21 protein-coding genes and 1 riboswitch are annotated in these 22,993 nt (G+C 69.5%); of the genes, 10 read left to right on the top strand and 11 right to left on the bottom strand.

Annotated features, from left to right (window positions below; genetic code table 11):
* Positions 1-202 precede the first annotated feature (202 nt).
* Complete coding sequence (locus tag ON41_RS33630; RefSeq protein ID WP_157185729.1) at positions 203-1,420, top strand: PucR family transcriptional regulator; 1,218 nt, start codon at positions 203-205, stop codon at positions 1,418-1,420.
* Positions 1,421-1,459: 39 nt separating this feature from the next.
* Here the strand turns inward: ON41_RS33630 and ON41_RS33625 are convergent, their stop codons facing one another.
* Positions 1,460-2,131 carry a MerR family transcriptional regulator gene (locus tag ON41_RS33625; protein ID WP_218003597.1) on the bottom strand — a complete coding sequence of 224 codons (672 nt, stop codon included), beginning with the start codon at positions 2,129-2,131 and terminating at the stop codon, positions 1,460-1,462.
* A gap of 59 nt (positions 2,132-2,190) precedes the next feature.
* On the opposite strand from ON41_RS33625, the gene ON41_RS33620 reads away from it, so the two are divergent.
* A complete protein-coding gene (locus tag ON41_RS33620) occupies positions 2,191-2,586 on the top strand; it encodes a hypothetical protein (RefSeq protein WP_040752402.1) in 396 nt (131 codons plus the stop codon).
* A gap of 47 nt (positions 2,587-2,633) precedes the next feature.
* On the top strand, positions 2,634-3,641 hold the full coding sequence (locus ON41_RS33615) for an alpha/beta hydrolase (RefSeq protein WP_218003596.1): 1,008 nt from the start codon (positions 2,634-2,636) through the stop codon (positions 3,639-3,641).
* A gap of 129 nt (positions 3,642-3,770) precedes the next feature.
* Here ON41_RS33615 and ON41_RS33610 read toward each other — a convergent pair whose 3' ends face one another.
* The 6 genes from ON41_RS33610 to ON41_RS33585 all read right to left on the bottom strand — a co-directional run bounded on the left by ON41_RS33610 (position 3,771) and on the right by ON41_RS33585 (position 11,429).
* Positions 3,771-4,685 carry an aminoglycoside phosphotransferase family protein gene (locus tag ON41_RS33610; protein WP_040752401.1) on the bottom strand — a complete coding sequence of 305 codons (915 nt, stop codon included), beginning with the start codon at positions 4,683-4,685 and terminating at the stop codon, positions 3,771-3,773.
* A 27-nt stretch (positions 4,686-4,712) separates the two neighbouring features.
* The gene (locus ON41_RS33605) at positions 4,713-5,519 is read right to left on the bottom strand and encodes an endo alpha-1,4 polygalactosaminidase (protein ID WP_040752561.1); all 807 of its coding nucleotides are present in this window, start codon (positions 5,517-5,519) and stop codon (positions 4,713-4,715) included.
* Positions 5,520-5,589: 70 nt separating this feature from the next.
* Positions 5,590-6,540, bottom strand: coding sequence for an SDR family NAD(P)-dependent oxidoreductase (locus ON41_RS33600; protein ID WP_040752399.1), 951 nt, complete (start codon positions 6,538-6,540; stop codon positions 5,590-5,592).
* 95 nt (positions 6,541-6,635) lie between these two features.
* On the bottom strand, positions 6,636-7,148 hold the full coding sequence (locus ON41_RS33595; protein WP_040752396.1) for a flavodoxin domain-containing protein: 513 nt from the start codon (positions 7,146-7,148) through the stop codon (positions 6,636-6,638).
* Between the two features lie 91 nt (positions 7,149-7,239).
* The gene (locus tag ON41_RS33590) at positions 7,240-9,639 is read right to left on the bottom strand and encodes an acetyl-CoA acetyltransferase (RefSeq protein ID WP_246829651.1); all 2,400 of its coding nucleotides are present in this window, start codon (positions 9,637-9,639) and stop codon (positions 7,240-7,242) included.
* 68 nt (positions 9,640-9,707) lie between these two features.
* On the bottom strand, positions 9,708-11,429 hold the full coding sequence (locus ON41_RS33585; protein WP_040752393.1) for a DUF3556 domain-containing protein: 1,722 nt from the start codon (positions 11,427-11,429) through the stop codon (positions 9,708-9,710).
* A gap of 189 nt (positions 11,430-11,618) precedes the next feature.
* Between ON41_RS33585 and ON41_RS33580 the strand changes: the two genes are divergently transcribed.
* Complete coding sequence (locus ON41_RS33580) at positions 11,619-12,224, top strand: nuclear transport factor 2 family protein (protein WP_040752391.1); 606 nt, start codon at positions 11,619-11,621, stop codon at positions 12,222-12,224.
* 136 nt (positions 12,225-12,360) lie between these two features.
* On the opposite strand, the gene ON41_RS33575 is transcribed toward ON41_RS33580, so the two are convergent.
* Positions 12,361-13,782, bottom strand: coding sequence for a short-chain fatty acyl-CoA regulator family protein (locus tag ON41_RS33575; RefSeq protein ID WP_040752389.1), 1,422 nt, complete (start codon positions 13,780-13,782; stop codon positions 12,361-12,363).
* Between the two features lie 154 nt (positions 13,783-13,936).
* On the opposite strand from ON41_RS33575, the gene prpD reads away from it, so the two are divergent.
* The 6 genes from prpD to ON41_RS33545 all read left to right on the top strand — a co-directional run bounded on the left by prpD (position 13,937) and on the right by ON41_RS33545 (position 19,365).
* On the top strand, positions 13,937-15,442 hold the full coding sequence (gene prpD / locus ON41_RS33570) for a 2-methylcitrate dehydratase PrpD (protein WP_040752387.1): 1,506 nt from the start codon (positions 13,937-13,939) through the stop codon (positions 15,440-15,442).
* Positions 15,439-16,353, top strand: coding sequence for a methylisocitrate lyase (gene prpB, locus ON41_RS33565; protein ID WP_040752385.1), 915 nt, complete (start codon positions 15,439-15,441; stop codon positions 16,351-16,353). Before prpD ends, prpB begins: the two co-directional genes overlap by 4 nt.
* Entirely contained in the window at positions 16,353-17,492 is a 1,140-nt protein-coding gene (locus tag ON41_RS33560; protein ID WP_040752383.1) for a bifunctional 2-methylcitrate synthase/citrate synthase, read from the top strand. The genes prpB and ON41_RS33560 overlap by 1 nt, the downstream gene beginning before the upstream one ends.
* A 17-nt stretch (positions 17,493-17,509) precedes the next feature.
* Positions 17,510-17,631, top strand: a riboswitch (cobalamin riboswitch).
* Between the two features lie 39 nt (positions 17,632-17,670).
* Complete coding sequence (locus ON41_RS33555; protein WP_040752381.1) at positions 17,671-17,886, top strand: CbtB domain-containing protein; 216 nt, start codon at positions 17,671-17,673, stop codon at positions 17,884-17,886.
* Positions 17,887-17,906: 20 nt separating this feature from the next.
* A complete protein-coding gene (locus ON41_RS33550; RefSeq protein ID WP_040752379.1) occupies positions 17,907-18,764 on the top strand; it encodes a CbtA family protein in 858 nt (285 codons plus the stop codon).
* Positions 18,765-18,864: 100 nt separating this feature from the next.
* Entirely contained in the window at positions 18,865-19,365 is a 501-nt protein-coding gene (locus ON41_RS33545) for a histidine phosphatase family protein (RefSeq protein WP_373281378.1), read from the top strand.
* 58 nt (positions 19,366-19,423) lie between these two features.
* Here ON41_RS33545 and ON41_RS33540 read toward each other — a convergent pair whose 3' ends face one another.
* The 3 genes from ON41_RS33540 to ON41_RS33530 are packed head-to-tail and all read right to left on the bottom strand — an operon-like array spanning position 19,424 to position 22,962.
* Entirely contained in the window at positions 19,424-20,968 is a 1,545-nt protein-coding gene (locus ON41_RS33540) for an AMP-binding protein (RefSeq protein WP_040752377.1), read from the bottom strand.
* 8 nt (positions 20,969-20,976) lie between these two features.
* Positions 20,977-22,104 (bottom strand): DUF5938 domain-containing protein, encoded by a 1,128-nt coding sequence (locus ON41_RS33535; RefSeq protein ID WP_040752375.1) that lies wholly within the window; start codon positions 22,102-22,104, stop codon positions 20,977-20,979.
* A gap of 54 nt (positions 22,105-22,158) precedes the next feature.
* On the bottom strand, positions 22,159-22,962 hold the full coding sequence (locus ON41_RS33530) for an SDR family NAD(P)-dependent oxidoreductase (RefSeq protein ID WP_040752374.1): 804 nt from the start codon (positions 22,960-22,962) through the stop codon (positions 22,159-22,161).
* Between the last annotated feature and the right edge of the window lie 31 nt (positions 22,963-22,993).

Below are 22,993 nucleotides of genomic sequence, written 5' to 3'. Positions count from 1 at the left end.
TCACGCCGAACCCGGAAAATCACCGCGCGCCGAACCACCACTCTTGGCCGCCGCTCGAGCCGACTGTGTACGTGCGTGCACCGCTGCTAGATCGAATTCACCTGGGAATAATCCGGTTATCGGCCAATTCGGTGCACGGCTGTTCACTACCTCTGTAGGATGCTGCCACTGCAAGTAACAGTAATCATACGTGGAAGGTTCGGTGACGGTGATCGACTCGGTGGAGCAGCTGTCGGCGCTATCGCGACCGAGTCGGGTCGCCGCGGACCGTCCGGATCGGCCCGGACCCGACACGCGGCCGGCGGAGACCGTCGATGTCGTGCGCATGTGCCGGGAACTGGCGATCCGCGCCTTCCGCGGCGAGGAGGTCGGCCCGGCCGTCGCGCAGCTGGAGGATATCGCCCGCCGGTGGGCGGATCGGGGCGTCTCGCTGGATCGGTTGCAGCAGATCGTGCAGGAGGGGTTCCGGCTGGGCACCGACCGTGCGTCCGGGTTGCTCGAGCCCGCGGACGTCGCGGCCGCGATGGCGGTGATGCGGCGGCAGCTCGACGTGCTGCACACGCTGCACATCGCCGTCACCCGCGCCTATACGAGCCGGCTGCGGGCGGGCGATCCCCGTCACGCGGCGGCCCGGCAGCTGGCGACGGCCCTGCTGCACGGCGAGCCCGCCGGGACGCTGGCCCGGCACTGCGGGATCGAGATCGCCGACCGGTACCACGTCGTGGCCGTGGCTTTGCCCGCCGACGACGACTCCGGCGACGCGCCCCGCATCGCCGTGGACCGGGTCGAGGACGAACTCGCGCGCCGCTTCGGGCTGAGCGCGCTGTCGTTCCTCGGCGCCGACGGCGGCACGCTGCTGCTGCCGATGGAGCTGGTCGAGGACGAGCGGCTCGGTGACCTGATCGGCACGCTGTCGCGTTGTGCCGGAAGCTCTTTCGTCGCGGTGGTCCTGGACGCGGCAGCCGGGGACATTCCCGGCGTCGGCCGCCAGGCGCACGAACTGCTCGAGACCGCCGTGCAGCTGCGTGCCACGCCCCGCCTCTACCGGCTCGACGACGTGGTCCTGCCCTTCCAGCTCACCCGCCCGGGACCGGGCCGGGACGCGCTCCAGGCGCTGCTGGCGCCGCTCGACACCCGGCCCGAGCTGTTGCGCACGCTGACCCGTCATCTCGCCAACGATCTGAATCGCCAGGTCACCGCCCGGCAGTTGCGCGTCCACACCAACACCATCGACTACCGGCTCAAACGCATCGCACAGCTCACCGGCTGCGATCCGACCACGCTCACTGGGCTGTGGCACCTGCGCTCGGCCCTGATCGTCCGCCGCTTCACCGGCGGCGCCGACCGGAGCGGCGTCGTCGCCGAGGCGCCCGCCCGGAGTGTGCGGCGGTCGGCGAGTAACCGGCGCGTCGGAGCGTGAGTCCGTGGTGAGCTCGCCGCGCTGAGCGGTAGGCCGGGATCACGAGCGCCGCGTATCCCCGATGCCGAAGCGCTGTCTGGATATTTCGGCGTGGGCGATGCGGCGCAGCACGGTCAGCAGGGCGTCGCCGAGTACGGTACCGACCACCGCGCCTTCGACCACGGCGTCGGTGGATCCGAGCCGCCCGACGGCGTCGATATCGGCCTCGGCGACGCGTTCGGCGGATTCGGCGTAGCGGGGCAGCGCGTCGAGCACCCATTCGTGCCCGACCTCACGGAAGGTGCACAGCACCCCGACGAGATCCTCGATCAGCGGCGCGCCCGGCGGCGGCCGCCAGCCTCGCTCGGCGATGATCTCCTCGATGCGGCCGATCGCCCACGCGCGGTCCGCGTCGCCGATCGCGATGTGCGACACGGGAAGTCCGTGCTGTGCCAGCCCGAGGATGTCGTGGGTCGAGGCGTCCGGCTCGTCCATCGCGGCGAGTACGTCCCGCACGGCGGCGACCGACAGCCCGCCGATATCCGTCAGCGCGCGAACGAGTTTCAGGCGGCGGACGTGCGCGGCGCCGTAGCGGGCCTGGTTCGGGCTGGTCAGTTCGCCGGGCGGGAGCAACCCTTCACGCTGGTAGTACTTGATCGTCGCGACGGGAATCCCGGACTCCCGGCTCAGCTCCGCCATCCGCATACTCGGCTCACCTCTGGACATCCCCATAACGGATAGTGTAGCTTTCTATTACAGATAGTAGGACTATCCATTATGGAGTCGATCAGATGTACAAGCCACTTCTCGTCATCGCCGCGATCTACCTTGCGGCCATTGGACTTTCACTGCTGCTGGTGCCGGCGCAGTTCGGTGTCGGCGCCGTGCCCGACGATGCCTCGCCCCAGTTGCTCGCGCTGCTCCGGTTGCTCGGCGGGCCGTTCCTGGGCATCGCGGTGCTGAACTGGATGGCGCGCGCGTCCACACCCGCCTCGATCCGCAATACCGTGGTGCTCGCGAATCTGGTGGGCTTCACCGTCGTTGCCGCCAACGATGTGTGGGGCGTCGTCAGCGGTGACGCGCGCGAACTCGCCAAGATCTTCGTCGTCGTCCATCTGGCCTTCGCGATCTCCTTCGCGGTCGCGTGGGTGCGGGCCGGTGCGGGCCGGTCGCCGCAACCCGCGTGACTGCGCGGTGGACACTGCTCCGGACATTTGTCCATAATTGATCCGCGATGAGGCGGCAGGAAGGCGAGTCGATGACGGTCGGCCGGGAGGCGATGGATCCGCAGTTGCGCCGGTGGGGGATCTGGTGGCGGCGGGTGCTGTCCCGGCACGGCGAGACCGGTCTGCGGCGGGCCTACCGGGTGACGCGCCTGACGAGACCGATGCTGTCGGCGTGGCGGCCGGACGGTCTGCGGGTGCGGCGGGAATTCGTGGAGCGAGGTGACGGCACAAGGTTGCGCCTGCTGGTCTGCGAGCCGCTGGACCCTCCGTCGAATGTCGTGGGGATGGTGTGGTTCCACGGCGGGGGATACGCGCTCGGCTGTCCCGAGCAGGATCTGCCGACCTGCCGCCGCCTGGTCGCCCGCAGCGGCGGCGTCGTTGTCGCGCCCGACTACCGGCTGAGTCCGGAAGCGCCGTATCCGGCCGCGCTCGAGGACGGCTATCTGGCGTTGACGTGGTTGCGCGATCACGCCGGGCGCCTCGGCGTGCGGAGCGATCAGCTCGCGGTCGGCGGGGAGAGCGCCGGTGGCGGACTGACCGCGGCCCTGGCGCTGTACGCGCGGGACCGGGGCGAGATATCCCTCGCGTTCCAGATGCCGATCTATCCGATGATCGACGATCGAGCGGTGACCGAGTCGTCGCGCGACAACGATGCGCCGGTGTGGGATTCGGTGACCAATGCCGCGGCGTGGCGGCTGTATCTGGGCGCCCGGTACGGAACCCGGGATGTGCCCGCGTACGCCGCCCCGGCGCGGGCGACCGAATTCGGCGGGCTCCCACCCGCATTCACCTACGTCGGCGATCTGGAGCCGTTCCGCGACGAAACCGTCGCCTATGTCGAGAACCTGCGCGCCGCCGGTGTCCCTGTCGATTTCGAACTCTATCCGGGCTGCTGGCACGGGTTCGACCGGATCGTGCCGGGCGCGGCCGTCAGCGCCCGCGCCCGGCGAGTCCGGGACGAGTGGTTCGCGCAGGCGGTACGGCAGCACTTCGCCCCGCAGCCCGGTGCCCGTTGACGGTCGGCGCTCGAGGAATGCGACGCCGCCGAGGCCCATCGCCTTTTGGAGACCGGTGGCCTGCGCGGGCGGGTGGTACTGGACTTTCTCCTGACGCCCGGGTGACGAAGGCGGTCCCGCTCTGCCGAGTCAGTGGGTGAGTGACGCGGTCAGGCGTCTCAGGGCGGCGTGTGCGGGCGGGCCCCAGCTCGGTTTGCCGCCGGGGCGGCCGTGAATTCCCGCCTCTCCCACCAGGATTCCGACGAGGGCCCGTACGACGGCATGGCCGCGCGCGCGGCGCAGGGTGGCGGCGTCCGCGGTCGGTCCGTAGGCGCGGTGGAAGCGGTCGGCGGTGCCCTCGGGGAGCAACAGCCAGGCGGCGGCGAGGTCGCACGCCGGATCCCCGATGCACAGGTCGCCGAAATCGATGATGCCGCTGATGGTTCCGTGCGCGGTGAGGACGTTCGCCGGATGCAGGTCGCCGTGAAGCCAGAGCGCCGGGCCCGTCCACTCGGGCGCGTCGACGGCGTCCGCCCAGATCGCGCGGACGGCATCCGGATCGGGAATCAGTCCCAGGCCGATGGCTTCGGTCAGTTGCCGCTCGAACAACTCCGTGCCGTGGATCAGTGGTCCGCCGCGGCTGCTGCCGGCCGGCGCGTCGTCGGGTGCGGGCCGGTGCAGCGCGGTGAGGAAGGCGGCCAAGGCGTCCGCTGCGGCGGGGTCGGTGGCGGGTGCGTGGTCGGCGGGCGAGCCCGGCACCCAGGTGGTGACGATCCAGGGCCGCGGGAACCGGTCGGAGGGCTCGCCGAGACGCTGCGGGACGGGGACCGGCAACGGCAGGTGCGGGGCGAGGGTGGGCACCCAGGCGTATTCCTTGCGCAGCAGCGCGTCCGCGGACTGTGTCGCCCAGGGCAGCCGGACGGCGAGATCGTCGCCGAGCCGCCACAATTGGTTGTCCCACCCGCGTGCGCCCGGACTCAACGGGAGTCCGGCGAGGTCGGGGTGCTGGTCGCGCAGCAGATCGCGGATGACGTCGGCGGTGATCTCGATCGGACTGTGGGTCACGCCGGTCCACGCTAGCCGGACGCCCGCTCAGCAGACGGCGCGGAGGTGACCGGGGGCGCCCTCGGGGGTGACTTCGCGGTCGCGCCGGACGATGCTGAGCGAGCCGCCCCAGCGGGCGCAGGCGTTGGTCAAGCCCGTACTGGTGTATTCGACGACAATGACGTGGTTACCGAATGCGGCGGTGTATTCACCGCAGTCGTCCTGGTCGCCGCATTCTTCGGCGACGGCGAAGTCGAGGCCGTTCTCTCGCCGGCGGTCGGCCAGTTCCGCCGTGTTCTTCTGTGCGACGGCCAGTCCATCGGTGTGCGCGTGAGCGGACAGCAGGCGGATGTAGGCCTGGGCGTCGCGGTCGGACAGGAGACCGTGCGAGCGGGTGAAGCTGTCGTAGTTGTCCGGCTCCACGGCCTGATAGCCCGCGGCCGCGCAGCCGTCGACCCAGGCATTCACCTTCGCCGCGACGCGCTCGCGCTTGTCCGCGGTTCGCAGGTCGAGCACGGCCTCGTTCCAGTCCTCGTCGACGATGGTCTCGCCGTTGGCATCTCGCAGCACCAGGTCGCCCCAGTCGGCCGCACCGTCCGGCTGGGCTTGGAACGCGTTGACGTAACAGATGTTGTAGATCCCGGCGGCGGGCCGTGCGGCGTGATCGCGGGTGACGACGCGTACTCCGGGCGGCGGCGGGTAGGCGCCGCCCATCTGATAATCGAATTCCGCGCCGACCGGCGGCACGGTCACACCGGCAGGCGGCGGGACCTCGGCTGCCGGTGGCTCGGACGGCGAACACGCGACGCACCCGGCGACCAGCGTGGCGGCGAGGACGAGGGTGCGAGGTCGCATGGTCGCACTCGGAACCGTGATGGGCACAACCCATCTCAGCCCACACGGCCACGCCTCGGTGCTCCGGGGTCTAGACGAAGGCGTTCACGCCGGTGAGTTCCGCCGAGACCGCCCACAGGCGTTCGGCGAGCGCCGGATCGATCGCGTAGTCCTTGACTCCCGTGCGCGCGCCGTCCGCCGGTGCGGGCTCGGCGATATCGCAATCCTCGAGATACACGCCGCCCGAGCCGTCGAGCCGGGGCGACGTCGCCGCCCAGACCTGCGTGGCGGCACCCTGTTCCGGCGTCTTCACCTCGCCCGTGACCGCCCCCGACTCGTCGAGCATTCCCGCGGCGATCAGCTCCGCACGATCCAGGTACCGCACCAGATCCGTCATGATCCGGCCCGGGTGCAACGCGAACGCGCGGACGCCGTGATCTCGCGCCAGCCTGTCGAGGTGCACCGCGAACAGGACGTTCGCCGTCTTCGCCTGACCGTAGGCGAGCCACTTGTCGTAACCCTGCCGGAATTCGAGATCGTCGAAGCGCACCGGGCCGAAGTGGTGACCGCGCGAGGACACCGACACCACGCGGGCACCCGGGATGAAGGCGGGCCCAAGCCGATTCACCAGGGCGAAGTGCCCGAGATGGTTGGTCGCGAACTGCGCCTCCCAGCCCGGCCCCACCCGGGTCTCCGGCAACGCCATGATCCCGGCGCTGCCGAGGAAGATATCGATCCCGCGTCCGGACGCGAGGAACCGCTCGGCGAAGGCGCGGACGCTGTCGAGGTCGGCCAGATCGAGTTCATCGATCTCGGTATTCTCGAAGGCCCCCACCGCTTCTTCGGCGGTGGCGCGGCGACGGGCCGGGACGACGACGTGCGCGCCCGCACCGGCCAGCGCCCGCGTCGTCTCCAGGCCGAGACCGGAGTAGCCGCCGGTGACGATCGCGAGCTTGCCGGACAGATCGATCCCGGCCACGACCTCGGCGGCGGTGGTGGCAGCCCCGAAACCCGACCCGATCTTGTGCTGTGCAGTGGTCATCCCTCGACGCTAGGAGCTGGAGCGAACTCCAGCGCAAGCGTTCCGGGTGGCGAAGAGGGCGGACCGGCGCCGGCCCGCCACCCTACTCCCGCGGTCTACAGAGTCTGGCGGGTGAGGCGATGGGCGATGTCGGTGGCCCAGGCGTCGATGCGTTCCCTGTTCCGGAAGTCGCCGGCGTGGTTCTTCGCCATGGCCGCGGCGGGGAAGCCGCGGGCATCCGGGGCCAGCCGCCCGCCGAACAGGGTCGCGCCGCGGGCATCGAGGCGGCGGGCGGTCTTGCGAACCGCGCCGGAGCCGGGAATGCGCGGGGGATCGGGGCGATCCGCGGAGTCGTCCAGCGGTCCGCTGCCGAAGACCCAGACCGGACGCTCGCGGAGCTGCCGCAGGAAGCGCCGGGCGAATCGCCGGGCGTGGCGGTGCCAGCGCCCGGCGTAGAGGGCGCCGCCGAGGACCACCGCGCCGTAGTCGTCGAGGGAGCGCACGTCGCGGGCGGATCTCACGTCCGCCTCGAGGTGCTCGGACCGGAGCGTTTCGCCGATCCACTGCGCGATCTCGGCCGTCCCGCCTCGATGCGAACCGTAGGCCACCAGAACAGGATCTCGTGTCATCGTGAACCTCCTTCCCCTCGATCCCACGCCCGTCCGTGATCGACCGGCAGGGGCGAAAGTCACGGCAGGACAACACCAGTGGATACGGAGGTCACCCCCTGCGCCACCGCGGTTCCCGGCCCTCGCGCCGTGCGGCCAGCCCTTCGACCGGGTCCCGGTGGGGGATGAGCTTGTCGAGGAGGTCGGCCGGGCGGCCGAGGAGGCCGTCGGGGTCGGTGTCGCGGTCGGCGCGGGCCATGAACGCCAGGGCCGCGCGGATGGCCACGGGGGACCGGGCGACGATGTCGGCGGCCATCTCCCGCGCCACGTCGACCGCCTTGCCGGTCGGGGCCACCCGTGCCACCAATCCGGCCGCGACCGCCTCGGCCGCATCGATCCGGCGGCCGGTGACGATCATGTCGTGGGCCAGCGCGCGGCCGACGGTCCGGGGGAGCCGCACCAGAACGCCCGGACCGGGAGATTGCCCGAATCCGGTGTCCGGCAACGCGAACGACGCCGCGTCGTCGGCGACGACCAGCTGACAGGCCAGGACCAACTCGAGCCCGCCGCCGTCCGCGCGGCCGTCGACCGCGGCGATGACCGGCTTCGTCAGCTCGCGCGCCACCAGCCCGCCGAACCCGCTACGCGGCAGCCCCAGCAGCTGCATCGGCGAGGCCAGCTCGTCGAGATCGTGCCCGACGCAGAACGCCTCGTCGCCCGCACCGGACAGCACCGCCACCCACAGATCGTCGTCGTGCTGGAACGCCCCGAAGATCTCGTCGAGTTCCCGCTGCGCCTCGGCGTTGAGCGCGTTACCTGCCTGCGGCCGGTCGATCGTCACCTCGAGGATGTGCTCCGAGCGCGTGACGCGGACGTGAGAGTAGTTGTCGCGCAAGGTCGGTACGGCGTGGCCCAGCCGCTCGTCCATCCGTTCCCGATCGACGGCGACCCGGTTTCCGGCATCGGTCGACCTGACGAAGACCCGTCCCCCGATGGCCTGGTCGTCGCCGGTGAGCGCGTCGATCAGCGCACTGTCACCCTCGAGGGTGTTGGCGAGGAACCGCCTGCCGTCGTCGAGCCTGCCGAGCACGATGCCGACAGGAGAGCCGTCGCGGTCGAACTTCACGACATAGCTCTCGAGGGTTCCCCAGCCGTCGGCGTGGACGGCGACCGGCACCTCCGGCGCGTCGTTCAGCTCGGCCTGCACCGTCGCCGTGCGCGCCGGGCGCCAGGCGGCGGGCGTCGTGGTGTAGATGCCCACCGAATGTTTGCTGAGGATGCCGCCGTTGGCGACCACCATCCCGTGGCTGCCCGGCCGATCACGCACGCGCGCAACGATTTCCGCGATGCCGTGGGTCGAGTAGTTGTTGCCGGGGCCGCCGAAGTACGGTAGGCCCCCGGTGACCGTGAGCCCGCGCGGATCCTCGGGATCCAGGCCGAGCCCGTCGCAGATGTTGAAGACCGCGATCGGGAAGCAGCTGTACAGATCCATGGCCGCCAGGTCCTCGACGGTGACGCCGGCCATGTCGAGGGCGCACCGGACGGCGGCTACGGCCGCCGGGCTGCGACTGAGATCCGGCCGCGCGAGCAGTTCGCGCTCGGTCAGGTCGGCGTGGCCCGCGAGGAATACCGTGCGTTCGGCGGGGATTCCGAGCCGCCGCGCGGCCGCCAGCGACGTGATCACCACGGCCGCACTCTGATTCACCTGTTCGCGGGCGATCAACAAGCGCGTGTAGACGTCGGTGACCCGCCGGTTGCGATCGCTCTCCTCGATCAGCTCCGCCGCCGTGCGTTCGACCGGGGCCGCGGCGTGCGGATTGCGGGCGGCGACCGCGCTGAACCGGCTGAACAGCGCGCCCATCGCCCGCGCGTACTCCGAGCGCGAGGCGCCGAGGCGGGCCCGGCGGGCGTTCTCCAGCACCGAGTACGACACCAGCGGCTCCACCATCTGATGCAGGACGGCCTGCGCCGGGGTCATTCCCTCGATCCCGTAGCCTCGATCCTCCAGCGAGCCCTCGGTGTGCTCGCCGAAATCGGGGCGCTCGGCGGCGGGGCGGCCCGCCAGGGACCGCACGGTGGAGATCGCCTCCGCGCCGAAAAGTACTGCGGCATCGCTCTTTCCGTCGGCGATGGTGCCGCACAACTCGGTGAGGAGCTGTTGCGGGCCCTGCCCGCCGGTCGGTCCGAGGGTCGCCCGGCCGGGGCGTGCGCCGACTCGTCCGGCGACGGCGCGGGCCACATTGTCCGGCGCGCCGAGCGCGGCACGGGCGAAGGCACTCGAATCGTCGAACGCGCGGATCGCGACGACGGTGTCGAGCGCCGCGAGCACGGCCTCGGCGTCGCCGCCGGTATCGGCCGCCGCGGCCCGGACCGCCGCGGCCGCCAGATCGGCGGCCGACAGGGCCCGATATCCGGGTTCGCCGATGCGCTCGGAGACCTGGCCGACGCCGACGATCACCGGGGTCTGCGGCGGCAATTCCGCGGCACCTGCTGGGGACACCTCGTTGGACACCTGTCCGAACGTAACAGGCGATCGATTCCCGGACAACAGAGCGGTACGGCCGTCCCGGATCGGGGGCGTCATCGCGGATCGGCGACGTGGACCGGGAGGTCGTCGGCCCAGGGCTGCCGGGTGACCATATCGGCCACCCGCACCACACCGCGCTCGAACTCTCCGGTGGCCGCGTCGACCAGGCGGTACCGCTGCTCCTGGCGGTGGATCGGCTGCGCCTCGAGCAGGACCACGCGCACCTCGCCGGGTTCGAAGTGGCACCGCCGCTGCATGGCGGCGATGAGCTGCTCGCTGTGCATGTGGCCGTCGCCGAAGTTCCAGCCGATCGCCGTGCTGCAGATGCGCTCGCCGTCGGTGAGCGTGTACTCGTCCTCCCGGCCCGCGGGCATGGCGCGGTGCGCGAGGGTGAACAGCGCGCGTCCGTGAGTGTTCATGGCGCGGAAGGCGTATCCGAGATAGAGGGGGATCTGCGCGCGGTCCTTGCCGTAGTACCGCTCCAGCTGTGCCTGGGGCATGCTGGCGATCGCGACGATGCCCCGGCCGATCTTCGCGGACGCCGACGGCTTCACGCACCACAGCGTGGTGTCCCAGTTGCCGGCGTAGTAGCGCATGCCCGGTAGGAACGAGATCTTGCTCGGGAGCAGGTTGCCCGCGATCACCGTGCCCGCGAGGACCAGGAACAGCAGCACCGGCCACGGGCTGTGGATATCGCCGAGACCGAGGTCGGCGTGGGCGACGAACAGCGTCGCCATGCCGAAGATCATGAAGACGTTCCACTCCAGCGGTACGCCCATCGGGATGGCGGTCAGAATCCCGAGATGGAACACCACCATCAGGACCGCCGCCACGGCCGTCGGCCAGCCGCCGCCGGAGAAGAACAGCACGACGGGCACGCACATCTCGATGGCCGTGCTGATATGCGCGACGACCCGCGACCACCGGCCCGGCCGCAGGTCGTCGGGGAACTTCTCGAAGAACCGGCGCTTGATCGCCCGCGGCCGGACCAGCGGGCTGTTGGACATCATCGTGGAGATCACGAACGGGAAGTGCCGGTTCAGCTTCGAGGTCGCCGCGCCCATCCAGATGACGACGAAGACCAGCTTCGCGGCGACGATCACATCGGCCCCGGAGAACAGGAAGGCGACCGTCAGGCTCGCGTAGACCTCGCCGCGGGCGGCCAGGAAGATCACCTTGTCGCGCAGCCCGAGCACCGCCAGCACGCCGACTATCGCGGCGATCTGCCACACGGGCAGCAGGCCGACGGTGGTGTCGAGGTCCGGTATCGGGCCGGTGCCGTCCGACAGCAGCGCCCACACCAGCAGGATCAGCAGCGCCGCGTACAACACGACATCGACCGGGGTCCGGTTGTCCCCCTTCGTCAGGGGCACGTATCGCGGCCACGGTGGCAGCCGAATCGTGTTGGGGCGCAACCAGTACAGGATCGATCCCAGGGGAGGAAAGAACCGATTGTTCAGCGGGCCGAATCCGCATCCGAGGCCCACTACCTCGAACAGCATCGTGTACAGCACGACCTTCTCGAACACGATCGGCTCCGACCACCAGGACCCGACCTGGAAGAAACCGTCGACGCCGCGCGTGGCCAGGGCGAACAGCCAGCCGCCGAGGATGTAGAGGCAGATCTTGACCACATAGAACAGGTGCATCACCACCGGCGTGCCGAAGCCGACCTCGGCCCAGTGCCGCGTCATCGGCCGGATGCGCTCGCTGCGCGTCCCCCGGCTCCACTGCTCCATGTCGACCACGGGCAGATCGGGCTGCGTAAACCCCATCGGACCTCCGTTCCGGCGGCGAACTACCGGGCGGTCACGCTATCACAGCGAACTAGAACTTGTTATAGAAATGGGGCCCCGCCCGGGCGGGACCCAATTGGCGGGTTTCCGGCATGGAATGTCGTCTACCGGTGGTTGTCGGCTCGGCCGATCAACAACAGTGGAGGTATCGACGAGGAGGAGACACCCATGAGCGACAACCGTATCGGCGACCGTCTGGCGATCGGCGACCTGATGACGGGCTGGATCCACCGGGACAGGGAGCGGTGGGAGGAACTGGCCGGGTTGTTCCACGAGGACGCTACGCTGCGGATCCTGTGGTTCTCCGGATCCGCCCGCGACTTCGTCGACCGCTCCCGCCGCATGGGGCACGGGCCGCTGCGCAGCAAGCATTTCATCGGCCCGCCCGCCATCCGTTTCGCGGGTGAGAGGGCGTTCGTCGAGACCAACGCGATCCTCCTCGCCGAACTCACCGATACCGGAATCGGCGCGACCGTTCACAACCGATTCCTCGACCGCGTGAGCCGGCGGGACGGGGTCTGGCGCATCGACCATCGTGACTCCGTCTACGACATGGGCGGATTCACCTATCCGTTCGGCGTCGCGGGCGCCCCGGACATCGACTCGACGTCGCTGTCGGACCGGCATCCCCGGGAGTACGCGGCGCTGGCCTACCTCCTGGAAGCCGCCGGGCACCCGGTAACCGGCACGTACCCGACCCGGTTCGGCGCGCAGGAGGCGGCCATCCTCGAGGCAGGCAACGCGTGGCTGGCCGAGGCGAACGCCGCATCCTGAGCATCGCCCTGGCGTTGATGGCGGCGGGAACGCTGGTCTCGGCCGTGTCGGGCGTGCTTGCCGTGGTCCTGCCAGTCGTATCCGGCGGAGGCGGCGTTACTGATCGTGGCCGGTCGGCGGACTCGGTAGCTGAGTCTCAGGGTGTCGTCGGCACGTAGGGAATGTTGAGGGAGCTGTTGTCGTCGACGTGGATCGGGCGGCCCAGTTGCGGGAAGGCGCGCTGGGCGCAGTCGGTGCGCTCGCACACCTTGCAGCCCGCGCCGATCGGCACGGCGGTGCGCGGATCGTCGATCGGCAGTCCGTGGGAGTACACGAGCTTGTCGGCATAGGCCAGATCGCAGCCGAGCCCGATGGCGAAATCCCGTTTGGGAGAGAGGTATCCGGGCGTCTTCTCGTCGGTGGTGCGGGCCAGCCACAGATAGTTGCGCCCGTCCGGCATCCGCGCGATCTGCGTGCGGATGCTGCCGGGAGTCGAGAACGCCTCGTGCACCACCCACAGCGGGCAGCTGCCGCCGACCCGGGAGAAGTGGAAAGCGGTGGCGGACTGGCGTTTCGAGATGTTCCCGGCGCGGTCGGTGCGCACGAAGAAGAACGGCACCCCGCGCCGGCCCGGCCGTTGCAGGGTGGACAGGCGATGGCAGACGGTCTCGAAACCGACCTCGAACTTCGCCGCGAGCATCTCGATGTCGTAGCGCAGGGTCTCGGCGGTGTCCCGGAATGCGGTGTAGGGCAGGATGAGCGCTCCGGCGAAGTAGTTGGCCAGGCCGATGCGCAGCAACCCGAGGGAGCGTTCGGGCAGGGCGTCCGCGGCGGCGATCAGGTCGCCGATGACCGCGGCCTGGGTGAGAAACGCCAGCTGCGTGGCCAATTGGAAGGCGCGCTGCCCCGGACTGAGCCGCCGCGCCAGGGTCACGACCCGATCGCCGGGATCGTAGACCCGCTTCGGGCCGGGCCGATGCGGGTCGTCGGTGCGGATGACGACCGCGATATCGTGCTGCTCGCGCAGCATCCGGGTGAGTTGCAGATCGAGGCCGCCGAGGCTCAAACCGTTGCGCGCGAACAGATCCTCGGCCGCGGCGTCCAGTTCCGGAATGTGGTTGCGGCGGTCGTAGAAATAGTCGCGCACCTCCTCGTAGGGCATCGCGGCCGCGGGATCGCTTGCGATACCGTCGATTCCGGCGGATACGCGTTCCATCTGCTCGGTGGTCCCGCGCAGCCGCCGGTGCAGGGAGACGAGCAGCCGCGCCGCCGCCGGGACGCGAGCCACCAGATCGTCCATCTCGGCGGTGGTGATGGTCGCGCCCTCGGGATCCTCGGTGAACACGTCCTGGAGATCGGCGATCAGGCGCGCGTCGGTATCCGCGGCGAAGAACGCCGTATCGAGATCGAAGCGGGAATTCAGGCGCAGCAGCACCGGGACGGTGAGCGGGCGCTGATCGTGTTCCAGTTGATTGATGTAGCTGACGGAAAGCTCCAGCGCCTTCGCCAGAGCGGATTGGGACAGCCCGCGCTGTTCGCGCAGCGCCCGCAGCCGCGCACCCGCATACATCTTCTGCACCCGGCCAATCTACCAATCGCCATTTCCACAACTTTCACACATTCACCGGTCGGCTTCCGCAAAATTAGGCATTTGTTGAGTATTTCCGCCTGAACGCGGCATGTGTAGCGTGCGAAACAATTCGATGTCACCGAACTCCGGGAGGTTTCCGACCGTGAAGAATCATCTCGTCCGACCCCGTCGCTCGGCGGAGAGTTTCCCGCGCGAGGACCATCTCGCCTGGCGTATCGCGGAGGTCGCCGCGGATACCGTGGAGGTCCCCGCGGAGACGGAGGAGATGATCGTCAATCGGATCATCGACAATGCCGCGGTCGCGGCGGCCTCGCTCACCCGGCGTCCCGTCGCCAATGCTCGCGCGCAGGCGCTGGCCCACCCGTACGAGCCCGGCGCGACGGTCTTCGGTGCCGAGGGCCGCTATTCGCCGGAGTGGGCGGCGTGGGCCAACGGGGTCGCGGTGCGCGAACTCGATTTCCACGACACCTTCCTGGCCGCCGAGTACTCCCACCCGGGCGACAACATCCCGCCGATCCTCGCGGTCGCTCAGCACGCCGGGCGGTCCGGGCGGGATCTGATTCGCGGTCTGGCAACGGGTTACGAGATCCAGGTGGATCTGGTGCGCGCGATCTGCCTGCACGAGCACAAGATCGACCATGTCGCGCATCTGGGCCCGTCGGCCGCGGCCGGTATCGGCACTCTGCTGGGCCTGGATACCGGGATCATCTCTCAGGCCGTAGGGCAGGCGCTGCACACCACCACAGCGACCCGGCAGTCCCGCAAAGGGGAGATCTCCAGCTGGAAGGCGTACGCGCCCGCCTTCGCGGGAAAGATGGCCGTCGAGGCCGTGGACCGGGCGATGCGTGGCGAGGGTGCGCCGTCGCCGATCTGGGAGGGCGAGGACGGCGTCATCGCCCGGCTGCTCGGCGGGCCGGACGCCGAATACGCGGTACCGCTGCCCGGTCCGGGCGAGCCCAAGCGCGGCATTCTCGACACCTACACCAAGGAACATTCGGCCGAGTACCAGAGTCAGGCGCCCATCGACCTGGCGCGACGCCTGCGCGAGCGCATCGGCGATCTGGATCGGATCGCGTCTATCGTGCTGCACACCAGCCACCACACCCACCACGTGATCGGGACGGGTTCGGGCGATCCGCAGAAATTCGATCCGGCGGCGTCCCGCGAAACCCTCGATCACTCGGTCATGTACATCTTCGCGGTCGCGTTGCAGGACGGTGTCTGGCACCACGAGCGCTCCTACGCACCCGAACGAGCGCGGCGTCCCGACACCGTGGAGCTGTGGAACAAGATCTCCACCGCCGAGGACCCGGAATGGACCCGCCGCTACCACTCCACCGATCCGGACGAGAAGGCGTTCGGCGCGCGGGCGGAGGTCACGCTGAAGAGCGGTGCGGTGATCGTCGACGAACTGGCCGTCGCCGACGCGCATCCGCTGGGCGCGCGGCCGTTCGCCCGGGAGCAGTACATCGCCAAGTTCCGGACCCTCGCCGAGGGCGTGATCGACGCCGCCGAACAGGACCGCTTCCTCGAGGTGGTCCGGCGCGCGGGCGAGTTGTCCGCCGGTGAGCTGCCGGAACTGACCTTCACCGTCGCGCCGGACGTGCTCGCCCGCGCGCCCCGCTCGCCGCAGGGACTGTTCCGATGACCGGCCTGATCGCCGCGGAGACATCGGCTGCCGACAAGCGCGCCGCGTTCCGGGCGGGGCTCACCTCGGGCACGATCCAGCGCTTACCGGGCGCGTTCAATCCGTTGGTGGCCACGCTGATTCAGGAGATCGGCTTCGAGGGCGTCTATGTCTCCGGGGCGGTGTTGTCGGCCGATCTGGGGCTACCCGATATCGGTTTAACGACCCTGACCGAGGTCGCCGGACGTAGTCAGCAGATCGCGCGGGTCACCGATCTGCCGGTCCTCGTCGACGCCGACACCGGCTTCGGCGAACCGATGAACGCCGCCCGCACGGTGACGGTGATGGAGGACGCCGGCATCGCCGGTCTGCACCTGGAGGACCAGGTCAACCCGAAGCGGTGCGGCCACCTCGACGGCAAGGCGGTGGTGCCCACCGCGGATATGGTGCGCCGCCTGCGCGCTGCGGTATCCGCCCGTCGAGACCCGAATTTCGTGATCTGCGCCCGCACCGACGCCGCGGGAATCGAGGGTATCGACGCCGCCATCGAACGGGCCGGGGCGTACGCGGACGCGGGCGCCGACCTGATCTTCACCGAGGCGCTGCGGAATGCCGCCGACTTCGAGAAATTCCGTGCGGCCGTCTCGATTCCGTTGCTGGCCAACATGACCGAGTTCGGCAAGTCGGAGTTGCTGACCGCGCGGACCCTGGAGTCGATCGGGTACAACGCCGTCATCTATCCCGTCTCCACGCTGCGGCTGGCCATGTTCGCCGCGGAGGCGGGCCTGCGGGAAATCTTCGAGCAGGGAACGCAATCGGGGCTGCTGGATCGCATGCAGCACCGCAGCCGCCTCTACGAACTCCTCCGGTACGAGCGCTACAGCGAATTCGATTCCGACATAGTCACTTTCACCCTGGGAAGGAACCAGTGATGACGGAGACCGCGGTCCCCACCATCCGCAAGGGATTGGCCGGTGTCGTCGTCGACACCACCGCCATCTCGAAAGTGGTGCCGGAAACCAACTCGCTGACCTATCGCGGCTATCCGGTCCAGGACCTCGCCGCGCACTGCACCTTCGAACAGGTCGCCTACCTGCTGTGGAACGGTGAGCTGCCCACCGACGCCCAGCTGACACAGTTCCTCCAGCGGGAGCGGGCCGCACGCCGCGTCGACCGTTCGCTGCTGTCGCTCGTCGCGAAACTGCCCGACAACTGCCATCCGATGGATGTGGTGCGCACCGCGATCAGCTATCTCGGCGCCGAGGATCCGGCCGAGGACGACAATTCTCCGAAGGCCAACCGCGCCAAGGCATTACGTATGCTCGCCGTGCTGCCGACCATTGTGGCCGCCGATCATCGCCGTCGGCACGGGCTGGACCCCATCGCGCCGCATTCGCACCTGGGGTACGCGGAGAATTTCCTGAACATGTGTTTCGGGACGGTGCCCGCGCCGGAGCTGGTGCAGGCGTTCGAGGTGTCGCTGATTCTCTACGCCGAGCACAGTTTCAATGCCTCGACCTTCGCCGCGCGTGTGGTCACCTCGACCCTGTCGGATATCTACAGCGCGGTCACCGCCGCCATCGGCGCGCTCAAAGGGTCGCTGCACGGCGGCGCCAACGAGGCCGTCATGCGCGACATGCTCGAGATCGGCGACCCGGCCCGCGCGGAGGAGTGGCTGCGCGCCAAGCTGGCGAACAAGGACAAGGTCATGGGGTTCGGCCACCGGGTCTACAAGAACGGCGACTCCCGGGTGCCGACCATGAGGAAGGCGTTCCACGACATCGCCGCCGCCACCGGCGGGGAGAAGTGGGTGCGGATGTACGACGTCCTCGAGCGCACCATGGCGGAGGAGACGGGCATCGAGCCGAATCTCGACTTCCCCACGGGCCCCGCGTATTTCCTGCTCGGATTCGATATCGAGGCGTTCACGCCGATCTTCGTGATGAGCCGCATCACCGGCTGGACCGCCCACATCATCGAACAGGGCGCCGCCAATTCCCTGATCCGGCCGCTGAGCGAATACGTCGGGGTGCCGCAGCGTTCCGTCGTCGCCCGACGGCCCCGCGATTGACCTGCGATCCCACAGTTCGTATCGTTGAGCGACGATGTCTCGAGGAATCCGGTGAAATTCCGGACGGTCGCGCCACTGTGAACCTCCACGCCTGCGGGTGTGGGGCAAGTCAGACCCTCGCATCGTGGTTCAGCTCGACGACGGGGACGCGCAATCCCCACGAATGCAAGGAGTCATTGTGGCCACCTCCTACGTCCCGCGGTCCGGTGCCGGAACCCGATCGCTGGCGGTCCCGTCCACGGCCCTCTGGCTGATCGGCACCACCGTTCTCGCGCTGCTCGCGCTGTATTTCATCGGCATCGACCAGGGTGCGGTCTCGATCTTCGGCAGCGATATGCATGTGCACGAGTTCGTGCACGACGGCCGCCATTTCCTCGGATTCCCCTGCCACTAGGCGGGGATCGAGACCTCACAATGGAAAAGCGAATCATCGGCCGCGGCGTCCTGCTGGGCGCGCTCGGCGGCTTACTGGCGTTCCTGTTCGCGCGGATCCTGTCCGAACCCCTCATCGACCGGGCCATCGACTACGAGGCCGGCCGCGACGAGGCCCAGGAGGCGCTCGACAAGGCCGCCGGGCATTCGATGCACGGGATGGGCGAGACCGAGCTGTTCACCCGCACCGAGCAGGCCAATGCCGGCCTCGGGTTCGGGGTGATCGTCTTCGGCATCGCGATGGGCGCGCTGTTCGCGGTCGTCTACTACCTCGCCCTGCGCCGCGCGGGCCGCATCGCGCCGCGGCCGCTGGCCCTGCTCGTCTCGGGCGGCATGTTCCTCGCGCTCTATGCCGTGCCGTTCCTGAAGTATCCGGCCAACCCGCCGTCGGTCGGGCACGCCGACACCATCGAGGAACGCACCGGGTTGTACCTGGCGATGATCGTGATCACCGCCGTCGTCCTGCTGGGTGCGGTGTGGCTCGGCCGCCGGCTCGCCTCGCGCTGGGGTGACTGGGCGGCAACCGTGGCCGCCGCGGTGTCGTTCGTGGTGGTCATGGGTGTGGTCCTGGCGCTGATGCCGTCGCTGGGTCGTCTCTCGGCCAACGCGTCGTTCGGCGATTTCGACACCGAGACACCGCAACCGCTCACCGACCCGGCCGGGAGGATCGTCTACCCCGGCTTCCCCGCCGACGACCTCTACCACTTCCGGCTCTACGCCTTCGGCGCCCAGCTGATCCTGTGGCTGGTCATCGGCGTCGGATTCGCCTGGCTGGCCCCGCGCCTGCTCGGCGAGCGGACCCCGGCCACCGAATCCGGCGAACCGGCCCCGGCGGCGTGAGCGCGGTCACCCGCCTCACGCTCGTCGCGCACGCGGTCACCGACGCCGTCCGGCACGCCCGGTTCCCGGCCGACGAGCCACTCGACCCGCTCGGCCTCCGATCGATCGCGACGGTCGGCGCCTCCCCGGCGCCGACCGCGCGGCCGTCTACTGCGGCCCCGAGACCCGCACCCGCCAGACCGCACAGTCACTCGGCCTGTCCGCCACCCCCGACGACGCCCTGCGCGACCTCGACTGCGGCCACTGGGCAGGCCTGCCGATGACCGCGACCGACCCCGCCGACCTGACAGCCTGGCTCACCGACCCCACCTACCGCGCCCACGGCGGCGAATCCCTCACCGACCTCCTAGCCCGCACCCACACCTGGCTGACCACCTTGGAGAACCGAGGCGACCCCATCATCGCCATCACCCACCCCGCCGTCGCCCGCGCCGCCATCCTCACCACCCTCGACGCCCCCGCAAAGTCCTTCTGGCGCATAGACATCCCACCCCTCACCACAATCACCCTGCACCACCGCCCCCCTGCCTGGACCCTCCGCACCACCCCACACCCTGTGATCCGCCGCCCCTGCTCGACCGCGCCGGACGCGGGCGGCTGACGTGGATTACTCAGTCGACTTCGGTGAGGTCGAGTTGCTGTGAGCCGGCTCGACCGGCTCAGGGTTCGGGGGCTTCTCGCAGGGTTGTGCGGATTTCGGTTTTGAGGATTTTGCCTACCTTGGAGCGGGGGAGGTCGGGCCAGATTTCCAGGTGTTTGGGGGTTTTCACGCTGCCGAGCTGGTGTTTGACGAAGGTGAGTAGGGCTTCGGGGGTGGTGGTGTGGCCGGTGCGGAGTTCTATTGCGGCGGTTACCTGTTCGCCCCATTTGGGGTGGGGGAGGCCGACGACGGCGGCGTCCTTGACGGCGGGGTGGGCGAGGAGGGCCTGTTCGACCTCGGCGGAGTAGACGTTGAAGCCGCCGGTGATGATCATGTCCTTGGCGCGGTCCACGACGAACAGGAAGCCCTCGTCGTCCAGGTAGCCGATATCGCCGGTGTGGTGCCAGCCGAAGGCGCCGACTTCGGCTGTGGCGTCGGGGTTTTCGTGGTATCCGTCCATGACCAGCGGGCCGCGGACGACGATTTCGCCGCGCTCGCCGCGGGGGAGCAGCCTGCCCTGCTCGCCCATGATGGCGACGGTGGTGAGCGGGGTGGGGCGGCCTGCCGAAGCGAGGCGTTCGGTGGCGACCGAGCCGTCCGGGCGGAAGTGGTCGGCGGGGGACAGGGTGGCGATCATATTGGGCGCCTCGGTCTGTCCGAACAGCTGGCCGAGAACGGGGCCGATGCGGCGCAGCGCCTCCTCGAGCCGCACCGGCGACATCGGGGCCGCCCCGTACCAGAGGCACCGCAGTGAACCGAGGTCGCGGGTGTCGAGATCGGGGTGGTCGAGGACGCCGTAGACGACCGTCGGCGGGAGGAAGGCGTGCGTGATGCGGCGTCGCTCGATCACCGCGAGGAATTCACCGATATCGGGCGCGGGCATGATCACGACCTCGCCACCGAGGCTGAGGATCGGGAAGGTCAGCACGCCCGCCGAATGGGTCAGCGGGGCGAGCGCGAGATAACGCGGCCGCTCGCCGAACGGATAGCTCATGAGCGCCAGCGCCGTCGAGGTCATCATGTTGTCCTCGGTGAGCCGCACGCCCTTCGGCCGCCCCGTCGTGCCGCCCGTACCCGCCAGCATGCACAGGCCGCGCTCCGGCCGCCGCGTCTCGTCGGGTTCCGCGGGATGCGCGGCGACCCAGTCGTCGAAGCGCGTCGCCCACTCGACGTCACCGTCGAGACACACGAGCCATTCCAGGCGTGGCAGCTCGCCCCGGATCCGGTCGACGAGACCGGCGAACCGCTCCTGGAAGAACAGCAGCCGGCACCCGAACAGACCGAACAGCTCCCGGTTCTCCCCGGCCTCGTTGCGCGGATTGACCGGGCACCACACCGCACCCGCCCGCGAGATGCCGAAGACACACGTGAGCGCGAGCGGATCGTTCGCCGCCAGCACCGCCACCCGGTCGCCCGCCGCGATACCGGTGTGCTGCAACGCACCGGCGATGCGGACGGAACGGTCCTGGACCTCGCCGTAGGTGGCGGTCACGCCGCCGGTCGTGAGGCAGGGCGCCCCACGACCGAGCGACGCGCCCTTGTCGAGATACTCCGCGAGACGCATCGTCGACCTCAGTTGTGAACGGTGACAATCGGATTCAGCACGAGGCCGAACGCCCGCAACGTCCCCAGCAGCTCGCGATGCCCGAACGCCTGGCAGCTCGAGGCGAATCCGGCGCGCCGCGGCGTGCCCTGCAGGAGTTCGGCCGCGGCGTGCGCGTTGAGCAGGGCCGTCTGCTTGTAGTTGCAGTTGCCGTGAATCACGCAGTGCGCCCGCCCGAGCGGGCCGGAGGCGTACACCGAATCCAGCGAGGTGTTGATCCGCGGATTCTCCCGCGGCGGCATCTCGCTGCGGATCGCCGCCGACTGCTCGTCGATGATCCGGTACTTCTCCTCCTCCGACTTGCCCTCCATCTGTTGCAGCGCCGCGGCTACCAGCACCGGAACCCCTTGCATCAGCGGACGATTGAACACCCCGCCCAGCGCGCGGGCGGTGGCCACGCGCGGATCGTTCTTGAACCACACCGGATGCGAGGTGCCGCCCCACGGCAGCGCCAGGCCGAGATCGTGCTGCCCCGGCACGCTGACCGTGTAGAGCCCCTCCTCCGGCGGCCACTCCACGTACTCGTTCTGTTCGAGGTAGTACGCCTTGGCGAAGGCCGCGTTGGTGAGGATGGTGTTGGTCGACGCGACGGTCGGATGACCCTTCCAGAACACCTGGATGTCGAGGGTGTCCAGACCTGGATTCTCCAGGCAGATATTCGCGGCGATCTCGCCGATCGAGTACATCTGCGCCAGGCCGGGGGTGAGAAGTAGTCCGCGCGAGGCGAATTCGGCACCGTAGCGGGCCTCGGCGTCGATCATCCAGTTCTGCTCGCCGTTGGTGTCGGTGTAGTGCGCCCCGATCTCCAGGCATGCCTGCACGACCTCGTGGCCGTAGCGGGCGAAGGGGCCGACGGTGTTGAGCACGACGCTCGCGCCGCGGAACGCCTCGGCCAGCCCGGCCGCGGTGTGCTCGACCTCCGCTATCTCGTGGTCGACGGTATCGATGCCCGGTACGGCGTCGACCGCGGCCTTGACGCGCCCGTGGTCGCGGCCGGCGGCCAGGAACGGAATGGTGTACTCGCGCAGGTACTCACAGATGAGGCGGCCGGTGTACCCGGAGGCTCCGTAGACGACGACGCGCTTGTCGGTGGGCATGGCTGAACTCCTCGGAAGGTCGGGTGTCGATGAACGATGCTGCGAGAGAACGGACTACATGCCCATGCCGCCGTCGACGGGCAGGCCCGCGCCCGTGATGAACTTCGCCGCGTCCGAGGCGAGGAAGACCACGGCGTCGGCCATGTCGTCGACCTGGCCCAGGCGGCCGAGCGGGGTGAGTTCGGCGACCGCCTGCGCGGCGGCCTCGGGGGAGGGGAACAGGCCCAGCTGCGCGCAGTCGACGGCGAGTTTGTTGCCCATGGCGGTCGGGGTCAGCGCCGGGTAGATGCAGTTGACCCGCACGCCGTACCCGAGCTTGCCCGATTCGGCCGCGGCGACCCGGGTGAGGCGGTCGATACCAGATTTGGTCGCCGAGTACATGCTGATGCCGGGGAAGGCGATCGTCGCGGCGACCGACGCGATATTGACCACCGCGCCGCCGTTACCGGCCGCGCCGCCGGGACGCATGGCGCGGAAGGCGTGCTTGATGCCCAGTGCCGTGCCCAGCAGGTTGATCTCCAGCATCTTCGACGCCGCGACGGGATCGAGATCGACCAGCAGATCCGTGACCTCGATACCGGCGTTGTTGACGACGATGTCCAGCCCGCCGAGGGACTCGACCGTCGTGGCGACCGCCGCCTCCCACGCGGTGTCGTCGGTGACGTCGAAGCCGACGAATTCGGCCTTGGCGCCCGTCCCGCGTAGGTCCTCGACCGCCTGCTGGCCGCCGTCCACGTTGACGTCGCCGATTGCCACCGAGGCGCCGGCCGCCGCCAGCGCGTGCGCCATACCCGCCCCCAGGCCCTGCGCCCCGCCGGTGACCAGTGCGGTGCGTCCGGCCAGGTTGTAGCTCGTCATGTCGATACCTCTTCGTTGAGATGCGCGAGTG

This window comes from Nocardia transvalensis NBRC 15921, from assembly GCF_000308875.1.
In the GTDB taxonomy this organism is placed as follows: Bacteria; Actinomycetota; Actinomycetes; order Mycobacteriales; family Mycobacteriaceae; genus Nocardia; species Nocardia transvalensis.
This window is presented reverse-complemented; position numbering and strand designations above follow the sequence as displayed.

Excerpts from the sequence above, each read along its gene's own strand:
- ON41_RS33595 (WP_040752396.1), bottom strand. The coding sequence starts at position 7,148 with ATGACACGAGATCCTGTTCTGGTGGCCTACGGTTCGCATCGAGGCGGG.
- ON41_RS33625 (WP_218003597.1), bottom strand. The coding sequence starts at position 2,131 with ATGGGGATGTCCAGAGGTGAGCCGAGTATGCGGATGGCGGAGCTGAGC.
- ON41_RS33535 (WP_040752375.1), bottom strand. The coding sequence starts at position 22,104 with ATGCCCACCGACAAGCGCGTCGTCGTCTACGGAGCCTCCGGGTACACC.
- ON41_RS33550 (WP_040752379.1), top strand. The coding sequence starts at position 17,907 with ATGGAAAAGCGAATCATCGGCCGCGGCGTCCTGCTGGGCGCGCTCGGC.
- ON41_RS33615 (WP_218003596.1), top strand. The coding sequence starts at position 2,634 with ATGAGGCGGCAGGAAGGCGAGTCGATGACGGTCGGCCGGGAGGCGATG.
- prpB (WP_040752385.1), top strand. The coding sequence starts at position 15,439 with ATGACCGGCCTGATCGCCGCGGAGACATCGGCTGCCGACAAGCGCGCC.
- ON41_RS33585 (WP_040752393.1), bottom strand. The coding sequence starts at position 11,429 with ATGGGGTTTACGCAGCCCGATCTGCCCGTGGTCGACATGGAGCAGTGG.
- ON41_RS33600 (WP_040752399.1), bottom strand. The coding sequence starts at position 6,540 with ATGACCACTGCACAGCACAAGATCGGGTCGGGTTTCGGGGCTGCCACC.
- ON41_RS33530 (WP_040752374.1), bottom strand. The coding sequence starts at position 22,962 with ATGACGAGCTACAACCTGGCCGGACGCACCGCACTGGTCACCGGCGGG.
- ON41_RS33540 (WP_040752377.1), bottom strand. The coding sequence starts at position 20,968 with ATGCGTCTCGCGGAGTATCTCGACAAGGGCGCGTCGCTCGGTCGTGGG.
- ON41_RS33580 (WP_040752391.1), top strand. The coding sequence starts at position 11,619 with ATGAGCGACAACCGTATCGGCGACCGTCTGGCGATCGGCGACCTGATG.
- ON41_RS33620 (WP_040752402.1), top strand. The coding sequence starts at position 2,191 with ATGTACAAGCCACTTCTCGTCATCGCCGCGATCTACCTTGCGGCCATT.
- ON41_RS33605 (WP_040752561.1), bottom strand. The coding sequence starts at position 5,519 with ATGCGACCTCGCACCCTCGTCCTCGCCGCCACGCTGGTCGCCGGGTGC.
- ON41_RS33560 (WP_040752383.1), top strand. The coding sequence starts at position 16,353 with ATGACGGAGACCGCGGTCCCCACCATCCGCAAGGGATTGGCCGGTGTC.